The following is a 17,101-nucleotide window of genomic DNA, read 5'->3' as shown; positions in this document are numbered from 1 at the left end:
CGCCCGCAGCCGGTCCGGACGCTTGGGAGATCCCGTGCACATCCTCCTCGCCGCCAGCGCGTTCAACAGCCTCACCCAGCGCGTCCACGCCGAACTGCGCGAACGCGGGCACAGCGTCGCGGTCGAACTCGTCCTGCCCGGCACCCGCCTCGCCGACGCCGTCGAGCGGCACCGTCCGGACCTGGTGCTGGCGCCCATGCTGAAGACGGCCATCCCGCCGGAGGTCTTCACCGCGCACACCTGCCTCGTGGTCCACCCCGGCCCGGTGGGCGACCGCGGGCCCTCCTCGCTCGACTGGGCCGTCGGCGACGGCGCGACGAGGTGGGCCGTCACCGTGCTGCAGGCCGAGGCCGAGATGGACGCCGGCGACGTCTGGGCGTCCGTGGAGTGCCCGCTCCCGCCCGTCGCCAAGAGCGACGCCTACCGCGGCGAGATCGCCGACGCCGCCCTGGCCGCGGTCTTCCTCGCCGTCGACCGCTTCGCCTCCGGCACGTACACGCCGCAGCCGCAGTACACCGGCCGCACCCGGCCGCCCATGCGCCAGGAGCACCGCCGCATCGACTGGCACCGCGACCCCACCGACAGCGTCGTGCGGACGCTCCGCGCCGCCGACTCCCGGCCCGGCGTCCTCGACGACCTGCTCGGCGGCCGGTGGTACCTGCACGGCGGCCACCCCGAGGACGGCCTGCGCGGCCGGCCGGGCGAACTCCTCGCCACCCGCGCCGGCGCGATCTGCCGGGCGACCGCCGACGGAGCCGTGTGGATCCCCGAGCTGCGGGCCGTACGCGCCCCCGGGCAGCCCGCCCCCGTCAAGCTCCCCGCCGCCCTCGCCCTCGGCGGCCTGCTGCCCGCCCTGCCCGAACTCCCCGCGCCCACCTGGGCGGACGCCGGTGCGGAGGCCGCCGGCCGGCGCACCTGGTCCGACATCTCCTACCGGGAGGAGGGCGCGGCGGGCTTCCTGTCGTTCTCCTTCCCCGGCGGCGCGATGGGCACCGACCACTGCCGCCGCCTGCTCGCCGCGTACCGCGAGGCCTGTACGCGCCCCACCTCCGTCCTGGTCCTCGGCGGGGGCCGCGACTTCTTCTCCAACGGGATCCACCTCGGCGTCATCGAGGCCGCCGCCGACCCGGCCGCCGAGTCCTGGGCCAACATCCACGCCATGAACGACCTGGTGGAGGCCGTCCTCACCACCACCGACCGGCTCGTCGTGGCCGCCCTCGGCGGGAACGCGGCCGCCGGAGGCGCCATGCTCGCGCTCGCCGCGGACGAGGTCTGGTGCCGCTCCGGGGCGGTCCTCAACCCGCACTACCGGCTGATGGGCCTCCACGGCTCCGAGTACCGGACGTACACCCTGCCCCGCCGCACCGGCAGCGCCGCCGCCAAGCGCCTGACGGCCGAGGCCCTGCCCGTCGGGGCGGAGGCCGCCCGCCGCCTCGGCCTGGTCGACCGCACCATCGAGTGCACCCCGCAGGCCTTCGCGGACGAAACGGCCCGTCTCGCCGTACGGCTGGCCGACTGGCCCGCCACCCACTCCCGCATCGCGGGCAAGAAGGCCCGCCGCGAGGTGGACGAGCAGCTCCGGCCCCTCGCCGCCTACCGGGAGGCGGAGCTGGCCCGGATGCGGGAGGCCTTCGACGACCCCGCCGCCCCCTACCACGCCCTGCGCCGCGCCTTCGTCCGCAAGGAGCCCCCGCAGGCCACCCCCGAGCACCTGGCGCGCCGCGTGCCCGGCCGGCGCGTCCCGGCCGCCGCCCGCCGGGCGGGCGTCACCGCACCGGCCGAACAGAACAGGGCGGCCGGGCCCGCCGGCTGTTAGCAAGAAGGGTGGGGCGGCCGCAGACCTTCCCCGGCGGCCGCCCCGCCCCGGCGCGCCCCGTCCCGGGCGGGCCCCTTCCGCCCCGGCGCGGCCCCCACGTCCCCGCATCCTAGGAGCGATCCGCATGGACGCTGCAACGCCGACCACGCCAGAGACCACGCCAGAGACGACGCCCGAGGACCCCACGATCCACATCCTCTGGATCAACGCCGGACTGAGCTGCGACGGCGACTCGGTGTCCCTGACGGCCGCGATGCAGCCCAGCATCGAGGAGATCGTCACCGGCACCCTCCCCGGCCTGCCCAAGATCGCCGTGCACTGGCCGCTGATCGACTTCGAGTGCGGGCCGGTCGACGGCGCCGACACCTTCATCGAGTGGTTCTTCAAGGGCGAGCGCGGCGAGATCGACCCCTTCGTCCTCGTCATCGAGGGCTCGATCCCCAACGAGAAGATCAAGCCCGAGGGCTACTGGTGCGGCTTCGGCGACGACCCGGAGACGGGGCAGCCGATCACCACCAGCGAGTGGATCGACCGGCTGGCGCCCAAGGCCCTCGCCGTCGTCGCCATCGGCACCTGCGCCACGTACGGCGGCATCCACGCCATGGAGGGCAACCCGACCGGCGCGATGGGCCTGCCCGACTACCTCGGGTGGGACTGGAAGTCGAAGGCCGGCATCCCGATCGTCTGCGTGCCCGGCTGCCCCATCCAGCCGGACAACTTCTCGGAGACGCTCACCTACCTGCTCTACCAGGCGGCCGGCTCCGCGCCCATGATCCCCCTGGACGAGAAGCTCCGGCCCACCTGGCTGTTCGGCCAGACCGTGCACGAGGGCTGCGACCGCGCCGGCTACTACGAGCAGGGCCAGTTCGCCGAGACCTACGACTCCCCGCAGTGCCTGGTCCGCCTCGGCTGCTGGGGTCCGGTCGTCAAGTGCAACGTCCCCAAGCGCGGCTGGATGAACGGCATCGGCGGCTGCCCCAACGTCGGAGGCATCTGCATCGCCTGCACCATGCCCGGCTTCCCCGACAAGTTCATGCCCTTCATGGACGAGCCGCCCGGCGCCCACGTCTCCGTCCGGGCCAGCGGCGTCTACGGAGCGGTCGTCCGCAGGCTCCGCTCGATGACCCTGCACACCGTCGACCAGGAGCCCAAGTGGCGCCACACCGGACGCGAGCTGACCACCGGCTACCGCAGGCCCTGGTGATTTCCCGCCCCGGCCGGCGGCCCCGCCCGCCGGCCGGGCACCCGCACACCCCCACCCCCCGCACCCGGCTTCCAGAAGGGCCACGGCCAAGACGATGACACCGAAGACGAACACCGCCGGCGACGGCAGCGGCCTCGTGGAGATGGCCTGGGATCCGATCACCCGGATCGTCGGCAGCCTCGGCATCCACACGAAGATCGACTTCAAGCAGAAGCGGGTCGCCGAGTGCTACAGCACCTCGTCCGTCTTCCGCGGCTACAGCGTCTTCATGCGCGGCAAGGACCCCCGCGACGCACACTTCATCACCAGCCGCATCTGCGGGATCTGCGGCGACAACCACGCCACCTGCTCCGTCTACACCCAGAACATGGCCTACGGGGTGAAGCCGCCCCACCTCGCCGAATGGATCATCAACCTCGGCGAGTCCGCGGAGTACATGTTCGACCACAACATCTTCCAGGAGAACCTGGTCGGGGTCGACTACTGCGAGAAGATGGTCCGCGAGACCAACCCCGGGGTCCTCGACCGCGCCGAGCGCACCGAGGCCCCGCACGCCGCCGAGCACGGCTACCGCACCATCGCGGACATCATGCGCTCCCTCAACCCCATCGAGGGCGAGTTCTACCGCGAGGCCCTCCAGGTCAGCCGGTACACCCGCGAGATGTTCTGCCTGATGGAGGGCCGCCACGTGCACCCCTCCACGCTCTACCCGGGCGGTGTCGGCACCATCGCCTCCGTGCAGCTCTTCACGGACTACATGTCGCGCCTCATGCGCTACGTCGAGTTCATGAAGCGCGTCGTCCCCCTCCACGACGACCTCTTCGACTTCTTCTACGAGGCCATGCCCGGCTACGAGGAGGTAGGCCGCCGCCGCGTCCTCCTCGGCTGCTGGGGCGCCCTCAACGACCCCGAGTACTGCGACTTCACCTACGCCAACATGACCGACTGGGGACGGCGGATGTTCGTCACCCCGGGCATCGTCGTCGACGGCAGACTGGTCACCAACGACCTCACGCAGATCAACCTCGGCATCCGCATCCTGCTGGGCAGCTCGTACTACGACGACTGGGAGGGCCAGGAGCCGTTCGTCCGCCAGGACCCCCTCGGCAACCCGGTCGACCCCCGCCACCCCTGGAACCAGCACACCATCCCCGCCCCGCAGAAGCGCGACTTCGGCGACAAGTACAGCTGGGTGATGTCCCCGCGCTGGTTCGACGGCAAGGACCACCTCGCCCTCGACACCGGCGGCGGCCCCATCGCCCGCCTGTGGTCCACCGCCCTGTCCGGGCTCGTCGACATCGGCTACGTCAAGGCCACCGGCCACAGCGTCGTCATCAACCTCCCCCGCACCATGACCAAGCCCGAGACCACCTTCGAGTGGAAGATCCCGCAGTGGAGCAACGCTCTGGAGCGCAACCGCGCCCGCACGTACTTCCAGGCGTACGCGGCCGCCGTCGCCCTGCACTGCGCCGAGAAGGGCCTGGAGGAGGTCCGCGCCGGACGCACCCAGACGTGGGAGAAGTTCGAGGTGCCGGACGAGTCGATCGGCGTCGGCTTCACCGAGGCCGTGCGCGGCGTCCTCTCCCACCACATGGTCATCCGCGACGGGAAGATCGCCAACTACCACCCGTACCCGCCGACCCCCTGGAACGCCAGCGTCCGCGACTCCTACGGCACGCCCGGCCCGTACGAGGACGCCGTCCAGAACACCCCGATCTTCGAGGAGAACACCCCGGAGAACTTCAAGGGCATCGACATCATGCGCGCCGTGCGCAGCTTCGACCCCTGCCTGCCCTGCGGCGTCCACATGTACGTCGGCGGCGGCCGGACCGTGAAGTCGATGCACGTCCCCACCGGCCTGAGCGGACTGGGCGGATGAGCGCCGCCATGGACGCCCGCGAGGCGGGCCGCCGTGTCGACGCCGTCCTCGACCGCCTCGCCGCCACCGGGGACCGGCAGGCCTGCGAGGCCGCCGAGGAACTCGTCCGCGTCCTCATGGACTTCTACGGCGCCGGCCTCGCCCGGATCACCGAGCGGCTCGGCGCGGGCCCCGTCTCCCGCATGCTCGGCGACGACCTGGTGGCGAGCCTGCTCGCCCTGCACGACCTGCACCCCGAGGACGTCGACGCCCGTATCGCCCGCGCCCTCGCGACCCTGCCCGAACCGGTCGAGCCCCTCGGATTCGACACCGCCACCGGCGTCCTCCGGCTCCGTGCGGCCGCCACCGGCGGCTGCGGCTGCGGCGGCACCGACGCCGTACGGCGCGCCGCCGAGGACGCCCTCGCCGGCATCGCCCCCGAGGTGACCGCCGTCGAACTGGAGCCGGCGCCCCCGCAGCCCGCACTCCTCCAGATCGGCCGCCGCCCGCACGCCCCGGCGCGCGTCCCGTGACCGCCGCCCGCACCCCCGCCCGGCCGGCCCCCGTCCCCGGGGCCGGCCGCCCGGCCGCCCGCGGCCTGCGCCGCTTCACCCGCTCCCGCGCACCGCGCCCCGAGGTCTGCGAACTGTGCGGCACCCCCGTCGCCGAGGACCGCCACCGCCACCTGGTCGAGACCGAGAAGCGGACCCTGGTGTGCGCCTGCACCCCCTGCGCCCTCCTCTTCGACCGGCCGGGCTCCGGCGCGGGCCGGTACCGCACCGTCCCCGACCGCTACCTCACCGACCCCGGCCACCGGCTGGACGACACCGCCTGGGAAGCCCTGCGGATCCCCGTCGGCGTCGCGTTCCTCTTCCGCAACGCCGCCCTCGACCGGCTCGTCGCCCTCTACCCGAGCCCCGCCGGCGCCACCGAGAGCGAACTCGACCCGGACACCTGGCAGGCCGTGCTCGGCGCGGGCCGCCTCGCCGCGCTGCTCGAACCCGACGTGGAGGCGCTCCTGCTGCGCCGCACCCCCGACCGCACCGACTGCCACCTCGTCCCCATCGACATCTGCTACGAACTCGTCGGCCGCATGCGCCTGCTCTGGCAGGGATTCGACGGCGGCCCCGACGCCCGAGCCGCCCTCGACGCCTTCTTCCGGCGCGTCGAACGGCGCGCCGTGCCGCTGCCCGACCCCGCCCACGGACGGGAGCGGCCGTGACCGAACTCGCCTTCACCTGCACCGGCGTCCGCAGCGACCCGTACGCCGCCGGCCCCACGCTCGTCTTCCGGCTGCGCATCACCGCCTCCGGCGGCGCCCCCGTGCACGCCCTCGCCCTCCGCTGCCAGCTGCGCATCGAGCCGGCCCGCCGCGCCTACGGCAGCGGCGAGGCCGAAGCGCTGCACGACCTGTTCGGCGACCGCTCCCGCTGGGGCAGCACCCTGCAACCCATCCAGTTCGCCCAGGTCGCCGTCATGGTGCCCGGCTTCACCGGCGAGACCGAGACCGACGTGCCCGTCCCCTGCACCTACGACACCGACGTCGCGGCCTCCCGCTACCTGGCCGCCCTCGACGACGGCGACGTGCCGCTGCTGATGCTGTTCTCCGGCACCGCGTTCACCGGCGCCGGCGGCTTCCGCGTCGAACCCGTGCCCTGGGACCGCGAGGCCCGCTGCCCGATGCCCGTCACCGTCTGGCGGGAGATGATCGAGCAGCACTTCCCCGGCTGCGGCTGGCTCCGCCTGCGCCGCGACACCCTCGCCGAACTCCGCGCCTTCCGCTCCCGCCGGGCCCTGCCCTCCTGGGAGGAGACCGTACGGGTCCTCCTCGACGCCGCCCGCGCCGCCGACCCGGAGCCGCCCGGGCCCGCCTGGGCGGGCGCCGTCCTGCCCCGCACCGGAGAGAGGACGGCCCCGTGACCGCGCCCGCCCCGACCGACTCCCGCTTCGGCCACGCCCGGCAGGTCGCCGACGCCGTCCTGTTCGAGGGCTACGTCCTCTACCCCTACCGGGCCTCCGCCGCGAAGAACCGCATGCGCTGGCAGTTCGGCGTCCTCGTCCCGCCCGCCTGGTGCCCCGCCGGCGGCGAACCCTCCCGGCAGCGCACCGAACTCGTCATGGAGCCCCGCGGCGACGCCGAACTCGCCGTCGAGCTGCGCTTCCTGCACGCCCGGCGCCGCACCGTCGAGGAGGCCCGCGCCAACGGCTCGTTCGCCCCCGTACCGGAACTGCGCCTGCCCGACCGGGTCCTGGTCCCCTGGGACGAGGGAACCGAGGAGACGGTCCGTATGACCGTCCCCGTCGCCGACCTGGAGGCCGGCGAGGTCGAGCTGCCGTTCGCCCGGCCCGCCGCCGAGGAGGCCGAACCCGTCACGGACGCCGACGGCCGGCAGGCCGGGCGGCTCGTCCGGCGCGCCGAGCGCCTCGACGGCGTCGTGCGGCTGCGCGCCGAACAGCTCGACCTGCCCTACCGGGCGCTGAGACTGACCGCCACCGTCGACAACACCAGCGGCTGGGAGCCGTCCCCGGGCGCCGACCGCGAGGCCGCCCTGGCCCGCTCCCTCGTCGCCGCCCACCTGCTGCTCGGCCTGAGCGCCGGATCGTTCCTGTCCATGACCGACCCGCCCGAGTGGGCCCGGGCGGTCGTCGCCGCCTGCACGAACCGGCACACCTGGCCGGTCCTCGCCGGGGACGGCGGCCGCGCCGACACCGTCCTGTCCTCCCCGATCATCCTGGAGGACCACCCGCGCATCGCCCCCGAGAGCGCCGGGGCCATGTACGACGCCACCGAGATCGACGAGATCCTCGCCCTGCGCACCGCGGCCCTGACCGACGAGGAGAAGCGCGAGGCGCGCGGCACCGACCCGCGGGCGGCCGCCGTGATCGACCTCGCCGACACCATGCCCCCCGAGGTGCTCGACCGGCTCCACGGCGCCGTCCGCGCCTTCCGCGAGGCCACCGCGCCCGCCGGCGCCCCGCCCCCCGGCGGGCCGGAGCCGCGGCCGCCCGGCGCGGCCGCCCCTCCCGCCACCCCCTGGTGGGACCCCGCCGGGGACACCGCCGAGGCGGTGCCCGAGCGGGTCCTGGTCGGCGGCGTCCCCGTCGGCCCCGGCAGCCGCGTCGTCCTCCGGCCGGGCCTGCGCCGCACCGACGCCCAGGACCTCTTCCTCCTGGGCAGCACCGCCCGGGTGGAGGCCGTCCTGCACGACGTCGACGGCGCCGTCCACCTCGCCGTCACCGTCGACGGCGACCCCGGGGCGGACATCCGCCGCGCCCAGGGCCGCTTCCTGTACTTCCAGCCCGACGAAGTCTCCCCCCTGGAGGACGCGTGAGCGGCCGCACCCTGGTCGCCGGCATCGGCAACGTCTTCCTCGGCGACGACGGCTTCGGCGTCGAGGCCGTCCGGCGGCTCGCCGAGCACGCCGCGGACCTCCCCGAGGGCGTCGAGACCGCCGACGTCGGCGTCCGCGGCGTCCACCTCGCCTACCGGCTCCTCGACGGGTACGACACGCTCGTCCTGGTCGACGCCACCGCCCGCGGCGGCGAACCCGGCACCGTCTACCTGATCGACGCCGGCGCCGCCGGGGACGCGGCCCCGCCCGGAGCCGTCCTGGACGCGCACCGGATGACCCCCGACACCGTCCTCGCCCTGCTGGGCACCCTCTGCGCCGGCACCGGCGCCGCCCCGCCCCGCCGCACCTGGGTCGTCGGCTGCGAACCCGCCTGCCTGGACGAGGGCATCGGCCTGAGCCCGCAGGCGGCCGCCGCCGTCCCGGAGGCCGTGCGGACCGTGCTCGACCTCGTCCACCGCACCCACGAGCAGACCCCCGACGGCGACCTGGTGCCGTGACCGGCACCGGGCTTCGCCGCGAACCGAGGAGGACCCCGTGAAGAAGGCCATCATCTGCGGTGCGGCCGCAGTCGGCACCACCATCGCCGCCGCCCTGCTGAAGTCGTTCCTGCCCGACGTCCGGCGCTACCTCCACATCCGCAGGATGTGACCGGCGGGCCGCACGGGCCTCAGGTGCGCCGTCCCGGCGGCCGAACGGAGTACGCCGGGCACGGCGCACCGGCGCGCCCGGCCCCCGCGCCGGTGCGCCCGCCGTCTAATGGGGCCCGGCAGGACGGAGTCCCATGCACGAGATGTCGATCGCCATGGCCGTGGTGGCGCAAGTGGAGGAGGCCGCCGCCTCCGCGGGGGCGACCGCCGTCACCGAAGTCCGCCTGCGCGTCGGGGAGCTGGCCGGCGTGGTGCCCGACGCCCTCGCCTTCTGCTTCGAACTCGCCTGCGCCGACACCGTGCTGGCGGGCGCCGCCCTGGCCGCCGAGCCCGTCCCCGGACGCGCCCGCTGCGGCGCCTGCACCGCCGAGTGGCCGACGGGCATGCCGCCGCTGCTCGTCTGCCCCGACTGCGACCGGGCCGGCGACGTCGCCCTGCTCGCCGGGCGGGAGCTGGAGATCGCCGGCGCCCGCTGGGAGGACCGGCCCGCGCAGGACCCCGCCCCCACCCGCGAACCGATCGTCGAGGAGCACTGAAGCATGTGCCGTGTGGTCGACCTCCAGCAGGCGGTCCTCGCCAAGAACGCCTCCGCGGCGCAGACCCTGCGCACCGCGCTCGCCGGCCGCGGGACCGCCGTCGTCAACCTGCTCTCCAGCCCCGGGAGCGGCAAGACCGCCCTCCTGGAACGGGAACTCGGCCTGGCCCGCGAGCGCGGCGTGCCCGTCGCAGCCCTCACCGCCGACCTGGCCACCGAGAACGACGCGACACGGCTGGCCCGTTCGGGCGTCCCCGTCAAGCAGGTCCTCACCGACGGGCTGTGCCACCTGGAGGCGCACATGCTCGGCCGCCACCTCGACGGCTGGCTCCCCGACGGCACCCGCCTGCTGTTCGTCGAGAACGTCGGCAACCTCGTCTGCCCCGCCTCCTACGACCTCGGCGAGTCGCTGCGCATCGTCCTCGCCTCGGTCACCGAGGGCGAGGACAAGCCGCTGAAGTACCCGACCGCGTTCGGCCTCGCCCACCTGGTCGTCGTGACCAAGACGGACATCGCCGGGGCCGCCGCATTCGACGAGGCCGCCTTCCGGGCGAACGTCCGGCAGGTCAACCCCGGCGTGGAGGTGCTGCTGACCTCCGCCCGCACCGGCGAGGGCGCCGGGGCGCTGCTGGACCGCGCCCTGGCGGTGGCGGACGGGGAGCCCGTCCACGCCCCGGTCATGGCTGGCCGCCGGCCCGCCCACGCGCACGGCCACGACGGGCACGGCCACGACGCCCATGCCCACGACGCCCATGCCCACGACGCCCATGCCCGCGACGGCCATGCCCACGACGGCCACGACCACGGCCGCCCCGGCGGTGCCCCCGCCGCGGACGCCGCCCGCCCGCGGCCCGCCGCCGCGCCGACCCGCTGATGGAGGCCGTGCAGCGCCGCCGGGTCGTCGTGCGCGGCGTCGTCCAGGGCGTGGGCTTCCGGCCGTACGTGTACACCCGCGCGACCGGGCTCGGCCTCGCCGGGCACGTCACCAACACCCCCGACGGCGTCGTCGCCGAGGTCGAGGGCGCACCCGGTGCCGTGTCGGCGTTCTGCGAGCGGCTCGCCGCCGACGCCCCGCCGCTCGCAGTGGTCGACGCCGTCGACCACTGGGAGGTCCCCGTCGCGGGAGGCGCCGGCTTCACCATCACCCCCTCCCGCACCGGCGGCCCCGCCCGCACCCTCGTCTCCCCGGACACGGCCACCTGCGCCGCCTGCCTGGGCGAGCTCGCGGACCCCGCCGACCGCCGCCACCGGCACCCCTTCATCACCTGCACGCACTGCGGCCCCCGCTTCACCATCGTGACCGGGCTGCCGTACGACCGGGCGCACACCACCATGGCCCGCTTCCCGATGTGCCCCGACTGCGCCCGCGAGTACGCCGACCCCGCCGACCGCCGCTTCCACGCCCAACCCGTGGCCTGCCCGGCGTGCGGCCCCCGGCTGCGCCTCCTCGGCGGCACCCCGCCGCGGGAGGCCGCCGAAGCCGGGGATCCGGTGGCGCAGGCCCGCCGCCTCCTCGCCGAGGGCGCCGTGCTCGCCGTCAAGGGCCTCGGCGGCTACCACCTCGCCTGCGACGCATCCAACGCCGCGGCCGTCACCGAACTGCGCCGCCGCAAGGGGCGCGGGGACAAGCCGTTCGCCCTGATGGCCCGCGACACCGCCGACCTGGACGGCCTCGTGCGGATCGGCCCCGCCGAACACGCGCTGCTGACCGGCCCGGTCCGGCCCGTCGTCCTGCTGCGCCGCCTCCCCGGCACCGCGGCCGACGCCGCGGGCCGGGTCGCCGACGCCGTCGCCCCCCGCTGCCCCGACCTCGGCGTGATGCTCCCGTACACGCCCGTGCACCACCTGCTGCTCGGCCTGCCCGGCGACCCGCCCGGACCCCGCCTGCTCGTCATGACCAGCGGCAACCTGTCCGGCGAGCCCATCGTCACCGACGACGCCGAGGCCCTGGAGCGCCTCGCGGGCCTCGCCGACGCCTGGCTCACCCACGACCGGCCCATCCACGTGCCGTGCGACGACTCCGTGGTCCGCGTCTGCGACGGCGAGCCCCTCGTCCTGCGCCGCGCCCGGGGCCATGCCCCGCTGCCGCTGGACCTCCCGCTGCCCGTGCCGCCCGTCCTCGCCGCCGGCGGCGACCTGAAGAACGCCTTCTGCCTCGGCGAGGGCCGCAAGGCCTGGCTGTCCGCGCACATCGGCGACATGGACGACCTCGCCACGCAGACCGCCTTCGAACGGGCCGAACGGCAGCTGGAGTCCATCACCGGCGTTCGTCCCGCCCTCCTCGCCGCGGACCGCCACCCCCGCTACCGCTCCACCGCCTGGGCCCGGCGCGCCGCCGGGGACCGCCCCCTCGCGGGCGTGCAACACCACCACGCGCACATCGCCTCCGCCATGGCCGAACACGGCCTCGACGGCCGGCACCGCGTCATCGGCTTCGCCTTCGACGGCACCGGCCACGGAGACGACGGCGCCGTGTGGGGCGGTGAGGTGCTCCTGGCCGACTACGCGGGCCACCACCGCTTCGCGCACCTCGCCTACGTCCCGCTGCCGGGCGGCGACGCCGCGGTCCGGCGCCCCTACCGGATGGCCCTGTCCCACCTGCGGGCCGCCGGCCTGCCCTGGGATCCGGACCTCCCCTGCACCGCGGCCTGTCCCGTCGAGGAACTACGCGTCTTGGACCGCCAGTTGGAGCGCCGCCTGCACTGCGTCCCCACCTCCAGCATGGGCCGGCTCTTCGACGCCGTCTCCTCGCTCGCCGGTGTCTGCCACCACGCCGGCTACGAAGCCCAGGCGGCGGTCGAGCTGGAGGCCGCCGCCCTCGCGGCCCCCGGGCCCCCGGCCTCCGCCTCCGGATACGCGTTCGCGCTGCGTGCCCCGGCTGCCGCTGACGCGCCCGTCACCGCCGACCCGGCGCCCCTCCTGGCCGCCGCGGTCGCGGACCTGCGCGCCGGAACCCCGCCGCCGCTGATCGCGGCCCGCTTCCACACCGCGGTCGCCGAACTCGTTGCCGCCCTCGCGGTCCTGGCCCGCGAACGGCACGGCCTCGACACCGCCGCCCTGACCGGCGGGGTGTTCGCCAACACCGTGCTCTCCTCCGCCTGCGCCCGCCTGCTGCGCGGCCACGGCTTCACCGTCCTGCGCCACCACCGCGTCCCGCCGAACGACGGCGGGCTGGCCCTGGGCCAGCTCATGGTCGCGGCGGCCGCGAACCGGCACCACCCACAGCAAGGAGGAGGCCATGTGCCTGGCGGTACCCGGCAGAGTGCTTGAGATCGGGGAGCGGGACGGCACCCGCATGGCGAGCGTCGACTTCGGCGGCGTGGTCAAGGAGGTGTGCCTGGAGTACCTGCCCGACCTCCAGGTGGGCGAGTACGCCGTCGTCCACGTCGGGTTCGCGCTCCAGCGGCTCGACGAGGACTCCGCCCGGCGCACCCTGGAACTCTTCGAGGAGCTCGGCATGCTCCAGGAGGAGTTCGGCGATCCGTGGGAGCGGGCGGCGGCCGAGGCGGGCGTACAGGACGGGCCCTCCGGCGCACGGCCGGAGGGCGAGGGGACGGCGCGGGAGGCGCGGCAGTGGTGAAGTACATCGACGAGTTCCAGGACCCCGGGCTGGCCCGCCGGCTCCTGGACGACATCCGCGCCTCCGTGACGCGGCCCTGGGCGCTGATGGAGGTCTGCGGCGGCCAGACCCACACGATCATCCGACACGGCATCGACCAGCTCCTGCCCGAGGGCGTCGAGCTGATCCACGGCCCCGGCTGCCCGGTGTGCGTGACGCCGCTGGAGGTCATCGACAAGGCGCTCGCGATCGCCGCCCGGCCCGAGGTGGTCTTCTGCTCCTTCGGGGACATGCTCCGCGTCCCCGGAACCGGAAAGGACCTCTTCCGGGTCCGCAGCGAGGGCGGCGACGTCCGCGTCGTCTACTCCCCGCTCGACGCCCTGCGCATCGCCCGGGAGAACCCCGACCGGCAGGTCGTGTTCTTCGGCATCGGCTTCGAGACCACCGCCCCGCCCAACGCCATGACGGTGTACCAGGCGCGGAAGCTCGGCATCCGCAACTTCAGCCTGCTCGTCTCCCACGTCCGGGTCCCCCCGGCGATCGAGGCGATCATGCAGTCGCCGAGCTGCCGCGTGCAGGGCTTCCTGGCCGCCGGGCACGTGTGCAGCGTCATGGGCACCGCCGAGTACCCGGAGCTGGCCGACCGCCACCGTGTGCCCGTCGTGGTCACCGGCTTCGAACCCCTCGACATCCTCGAAGGCGTACGCCGGGCCGTGCGCCAGCTGGAGCGCGGCGAGCACAGCGTCGAGAACGCCTACCCGCGGGCCGTGCGCCCCGAGGGCAACCCGGCAGCCCTCGCGATGATCGAGGACGTCTTCGAGGTCACCGACCGGGCATGGCGCGGCATCGGCACCATTCCCGACAGCGGTTGGCGGCTCTCGGAGCGCTACCGGGAGTACGACGCCGAGTACCGCTTCCCGGTGTCCGGCATCACCACCCGCGAGCCCGCGGCCTGCCGCAGCGGCGAGGTCCTCCAGGGGCTGCTCAAGCCGCACCAGTGCGAGGCGTTCGGCACCGCCTGCACCCCGCGCACCCCGCTCGGCGCCACGATGGTCTCCAGCGAGGGTGCCTGCGCCGCGTACTACCTGTACCGGCGCCTGGAGACGGCCCCGGCCGCCCGCACCCCGCAGCCCGCACCGCAGCCCCCGCTGGAGGCGAGCCCCGTTGTCTGACACCGTTCTCGACGTCACCGGGTGGACCTGCCCGGCACCCCTGCGCGACCACCCCCGCGTGGTCATGGGCCACGGCGGCGGCGGTGCGCTCTCAGCCGAGCTGGTCCGGCACGTCTTCGCCCCCGCGTACGGCGGCGAGGTGCTGGCCGGGATGGGCGACAGCGCCGCCGTCACGCTGGGCGGGGCGCGGCTCGCGTTCTCCACCGACTCCTACGTGGTGCGGCCGCTGTTCTTCCCCGGGGGCAGCATCGGCGACCTGGCCGTCAACGGCACGGTCAACGACCTGGCCATGAGCGGCGCCCGCGCCGCCTACCTGTCCTGCGCCTTCATCCTGGAGGAGGGCGTCGAGACCGCCACGGTGGCCCGGGTCGCCGAGGCTCTCGGCGCGGCGGCGCGGGCCGCGGGCGTCGAGGTCGCCACCGGCGACACCAAGGTGGTGGAGGCCGGCCACGGCGACGGCGTCTACATCAACACGGCCGGCATCGGGCTGATCCCGGAAGGGGTGGACCTGCGCCCGCAGCGCGTGCGGCCCGGCGACGCGGTCATCGTCAGCGGCGAGATCGGCGCGCACGGGGTGGCCGTCATGAGCTGCCGCGAGGGCCTCGGCTTCGACGTGGAGACGGTCAGCGACTGCGCCCCGCTGGGCGGGCTCGTCGAGGCGATGCTCGCCGTGACGCCCGACCTGCACGTGCTGCGGGACCCCACGCGCGGCGGGCTGGCGGCCGCGCTCGGGGAGATCGCCGCCGCCTCGGGCACGGGCGTGGTCCTGGACGAGGGGCGGGTGCCGGTCCCGGATCCCGTCCGCAACGCCTGCGCGGTCCTCGGCCTGGACCCCTTCTACGTCGCCAACGAGGGCAAGCTGGTGGCGTTCGTGCCGCCCGAGCACGCGGAGGCCGTCCTGGAGGCGATGCGCGCCCACCCGCTGGGCCGCCGCGCGGCGGTCGTGGGCCGGGCCGTGGAGCAGCACCCGGGCATGGTCGTGGCGCGCACCGGTCTGGGCGGTACGCGGGTGCTGGACCTGCCGCTGGGGGAGCAGCTTCCCCGGATCTGCTGACGGCCGCGCCGGCCCGCCGCGTCCGCCCGCGCGGCGGCGGGCCGGCGGCCGGGTGTCAGGGGAGCTCGGGGATGAACGGCAGGCAGTCCTCGTGGCCTTCCGCCGGCACCACCACGTAGCTGGCCTCGGGCAGCTCGTTCCACAGCCCCGGCAGGTCTCCCAGCGGCTCCGAGACCACCAGCCGTGTGTCGTCGGAGACCTCGCGCAGGTAGGGCAGCTCCGGGTACAGCTCCCGCACGGTGTCGGCCCGGCTGCTGAAGAACAGCGAGCGGGACCTGCCGGAGCTGGAGTAGCGGAACGCCCACACCCGGTCACCGTCGCTGACGGCGACCGTCATCTGGAGCGGGTCGGCGACGCCGTGCTCCTTGCCCACCCGCTCGACCAGGCCGGCCATCCGGGCGACCGCCCCGGGCACGTCCTGGTCCAGGCCGAACGTGACGGCCAGGTAGAACATCACCTCGGAGTCCGTCGACCCCTCGATGCAGGGGAAGAGGGCCGGGTCGACGGCCATGCACAGGTCCCGCTGAAGGCGCTGGAAGTCGGTGATGGCCCCGTTGTGCATCCACAGCCAGCGGCCGTGCCGGAACGGGTGGCAGTTCGTCTGCTGGATGGCGGAGCCCGTCGAGGCCCGTACGTGGGCGAAGAACAGGGGGGAGCGGATGTGTGCGGCGAGTTCCCGCAGGTTGCGGTTGCTCCAGGCCGGTCCGATGTCGCGGAACACCGCGGGGGTGCCGTTCGCGGCCGCGTCGGTGCTGTACCAGCCGATCCCGAAGCCGTCGCCGTTGGTCGTCTCCACTCCCATCCGTGCATGCAGGCTCTGGTTGATCAGTGAGTGTTCCGGCTGGTACAAAACCGCGTCCAGCAGCAGCGGCGAGCCGGAATAGGCCAGCCATCGACACATGCGCATCATCCCTCTCCTGCACCCCGTCCGAGCCTAACGCGGCACGGCGCCGCGTGCGCCGCCCGGGCGGGCGGGCGGAGTACGGCCGGGCCGGGCGGGCGCGTCCGCGGGGTTCCGGTCAGAGTGCGCGGACGCCGCCCGCGGCCCTGCCCGCGGCGCCTGGCGGAGCGGGGCTGATGGGCGGGGTGCGGGGCGGTGGAGGCGGGCGCGGAATTCGGCCAGCGGGCGTGGCCGGAGGCGGTTGGCCGTATCGGCACCTTTCCGGGCCGTTAAACCCGTGGTGGCATGTCCATGCCGAAATTGGAAAACCGGCTCCGGACGAATGGGGAAAACCCGATGGTGATCCGCAGATTGACCGTCGCCGCGGCACTGGCGGCGCTGACCGCCCTGGCCGCACCGGCCCACGCCGCCACCGAGACACCGCCGCCCGGGAGAATCACCGCCGAGGTGGTCGGCGTCAACGGATCCGGATGCCCCCAGGGCACCGCCAGCGTCGCCGCCGCATCCGACAACACCTCCTTCACGGTCACGTACAGCGACTACCTCGCCCAGACCGGAGCCGGCTCCGGCGGCACCGACTTCCGCAGGAACTGCCAACTCGCCCTCCGCATCCACGTCCCGCACGGCTTCACCTACGCCATCGCCCGCGCCGACTACCGCGGCTTCGCCCACCTCCAGCGCGGCGCCTACGGGCAGCAGCGCGCCAACTACTACTTCCAGGGCATGGCGCAGACCGCCCGCACCCTCCACCAGTTCAACGGCCCGCACTCCGACAACTGGCAGGCCACCGACCGGACCGACTACGCCGACCTGGTCTGGGCCCCGTGCGGCGAGGAGCGCAACCTCAACGTCAACAGCGAGCTCCGCGTCTACCCCGGCACCTCGAACCCGCAGTCGCTGAGCTTCATGAGCATGGACTCCACCGACGGCAGCGTCAGCACGGTCTACCACTTCGCCTGGAAGACGTGCCCCGGGTCCTGACCCGGCGTGAGCACCGGCACC

General features: G+C 74.8%; 17 protein-coding genes. 16 read left to right on the top strand and 1 reads right to left on the bottom strand.

The window, feature by feature from the left end; all coding sequences use genetic code 11:
• The first annotated feature begins 34 nt into the window (after nt 1-34).
• From ACZ462_RS18070 to hypE, 15 genes are all read left to right on the top strand, one after another.
• Nucleotides 35-1,816: an enoyl-CoA hydratase-related protein gene (locus tag ACZ462_RS18070; protein ID WP_467806504.1), complete on the top strand. Its 1,782-nt coding sequence runs from the start codon at nt 35-37 to the stop codon at nt 1,814-1,816.
• 124 nt (nt 1,817-1,940) lie between these two features.
• On the top strand, nt 1,941-3,020 hold the full coding sequence (locus ACZ462_RS18065) for an NADH-quinone oxidoreductase subunit B family protein (RefSeq protein WP_467806503.1): 1,080 nt from the start codon (nt 1,941-1,943) through the stop codon (nt 3,018-3,020).
• A gap of 94 nt (nt 3,021-3,114) precedes the next feature.
• A complete protein-coding gene (locus ACZ462_RS18060; protein WP_467806501.1) occupies nt 3,115-4,899 on the top strand; it encodes a nickel-dependent hydrogenase large subunit in 1,785 nt (594 codons plus the stop codon).
• Entirely contained in the window at nt 4,896-5,411 is a 516-nt protein-coding gene (locus tag ACZ462_RS18055; RefSeq protein WP_467806499.1) for a hypothetical protein, read from the top strand. The genes ACZ462_RS18060 and ACZ462_RS18055 overlap by 4 nt, the downstream gene beginning before the upstream one ends.
• Nucleotides 5,408-6,100 (top strand): DUF5947 family protein, encoded by a 693-nt coding sequence (locus ACZ462_RS18050; RefSeq protein WP_467806498.1) that lies wholly within the window; start codon nt 5,408-5,410, stop codon nt 6,098-6,100. The genes ACZ462_RS18055 and ACZ462_RS18050 overlap by 4 nt, the downstream gene beginning before the upstream one ends.
• A complete protein-coding gene (locus tag ACZ462_RS18045; protein WP_467806496.1) occupies nt 6,097-6,798 on the top strand; it encodes a DUF6084 family protein in 702 nt (233 codons plus the stop codon). The genes ACZ462_RS18050 and ACZ462_RS18045 overlap by 4 nt, the downstream gene beginning before the upstream one ends.
• Entirely contained in the window at nt 6,795-8,210 is a 1,416-nt protein-coding gene (locus ACZ462_RS18040; RefSeq protein ID WP_467806495.1) for a hypothetical protein, read from the top strand. Before ACZ462_RS18045 ends, ACZ462_RS18040 begins: the two co-directional genes overlap by 4 nt.
• On the top strand, nt 8,207-8,728 hold the full coding sequence (locus tag ACZ462_RS18035; RefSeq protein WP_467806494.1) for a hydrogenase maturation protease: 522 nt from the start codon (nt 8,207-8,209) through the stop codon (nt 8,726-8,728). The genes ACZ462_RS18040 and ACZ462_RS18035 overlap by 4 nt, the downstream gene beginning before the upstream one ends.
• A 37-nt stretch (nt 8,729-8,765) precedes the next feature.
• Nucleotides 8,766-8,879: a DUF6893 family small protein gene (locus tag ACZ462_RS18030; protein WP_467806493.1), complete on the top strand. Its 114-nt coding sequence runs from the start codon at nt 8,766-8,768 to the stop codon at nt 8,877-8,879.
• Nucleotides 8,880-9,012: 133 nt separating this feature from the next.
• A complete protein-coding gene (locus tag ACZ462_RS18025) occupies nt 9,013-9,414 on the top strand; it encodes a hydrogenase maturation nickel metallochaperone HypA/HybF (protein ID WP_467806492.1) in 402 nt (133 codons plus the stop codon).
• Nucleotides 9,415-9,417: 3 nt separating this feature from the next.
• Nucleotides 9,418-10,287 (top strand): hydrogenase nickel incorporation protein HypB, encoded by an 870-nt coding sequence (gene hypB / locus ACZ462_RS18020; RefSeq protein ID WP_467806491.1) that lies wholly within the window; start codon nt 9,418-9,420, stop codon nt 10,285-10,287.
• Nucleotides 10,287-12,683: a carbamoyltransferase HypF gene (gene hypF, locus ACZ462_RS18015; protein WP_467806489.1), complete on the top strand. Its 2,397-nt coding sequence runs from the start codon at nt 10,287-10,289 to the stop codon at nt 12,681-12,683. Before hypB ends, hypF begins: the two co-directional genes overlap by 1 nt.
• Entirely contained in the window at nt 12,652-12,993 is a 342-nt protein-coding gene (locus tag ACZ462_RS18010; protein ID WP_467806488.1) for a HypC/HybG/HupF family hydrogenase formation chaperone, read from the top strand. Before hypF ends, ACZ462_RS18010 begins: the two co-directional genes overlap by 32 nt.
• A complete protein-coding gene (gene hypD, locus ACZ462_RS18005) occupies nt 12,990-14,144 on the top strand; it encodes a hydrogenase formation protein HypD (RefSeq protein ID WP_467806568.1) in 1,155 nt (384 codons plus the stop codon). The genes ACZ462_RS18010 and hypD overlap by 4 nt, the downstream gene beginning before the upstream one ends.
• On the top strand, nt 14,137-15,198 hold the full coding sequence (hypE, locus tag ACZ462_RS18000) for a hydrogenase expression/formation protein HypE (protein ID WP_467806487.1): 1,062 nt from the start codon (nt 14,137-14,139) through the stop codon (nt 15,196-15,198). Before hypD ends, hypE begins: the two co-directional genes overlap by 8 nt.
• A gap of 55 nt (nt 15,199-15,253) precedes the next feature.
• Here the strand turns inward: hypE and ACZ462_RS17995 are convergent, their stop codons facing one another.
• Nucleotides 15,254-16,099 (bottom strand): class II glutamine amidotransferase, encoded by an 846-nt coding sequence (locus tag ACZ462_RS17995; protein ID WP_189809979.1) that lies wholly within the window; start codon nt 16,097-16,099, stop codon nt 15,254-15,256.
• A 336-nt stretch (nt 16,100-16,435) separates the two neighbouring features.
• On the opposite strand from ACZ462_RS17995, the gene ACZ462_RS17990 reads away from it, so the two are divergent.
• Nucleotides 16,436-17,080 carry a DUF4360 domain-containing protein gene (locus ACZ462_RS17990; protein WP_467806485.1) on the top strand — a complete coding sequence of 215 codons (645 nt, stop codon included), beginning with the start codon at nt 16,436-16,438 and terminating at the stop codon, nt 17,078-17,080.
• The last annotated feature ends 21 nt before the right edge of the window (nt 17,081-17,101 follow it).

The sequence above is a fragment of the Streptomyces sp. NPDC031121 genome (assembly GCF_055570615.1).
The sequence above is the reverse complement of the archived record's forward strand: the minus strand, read 5'-3'. Positions and strand labels throughout refer to the sequence as shown.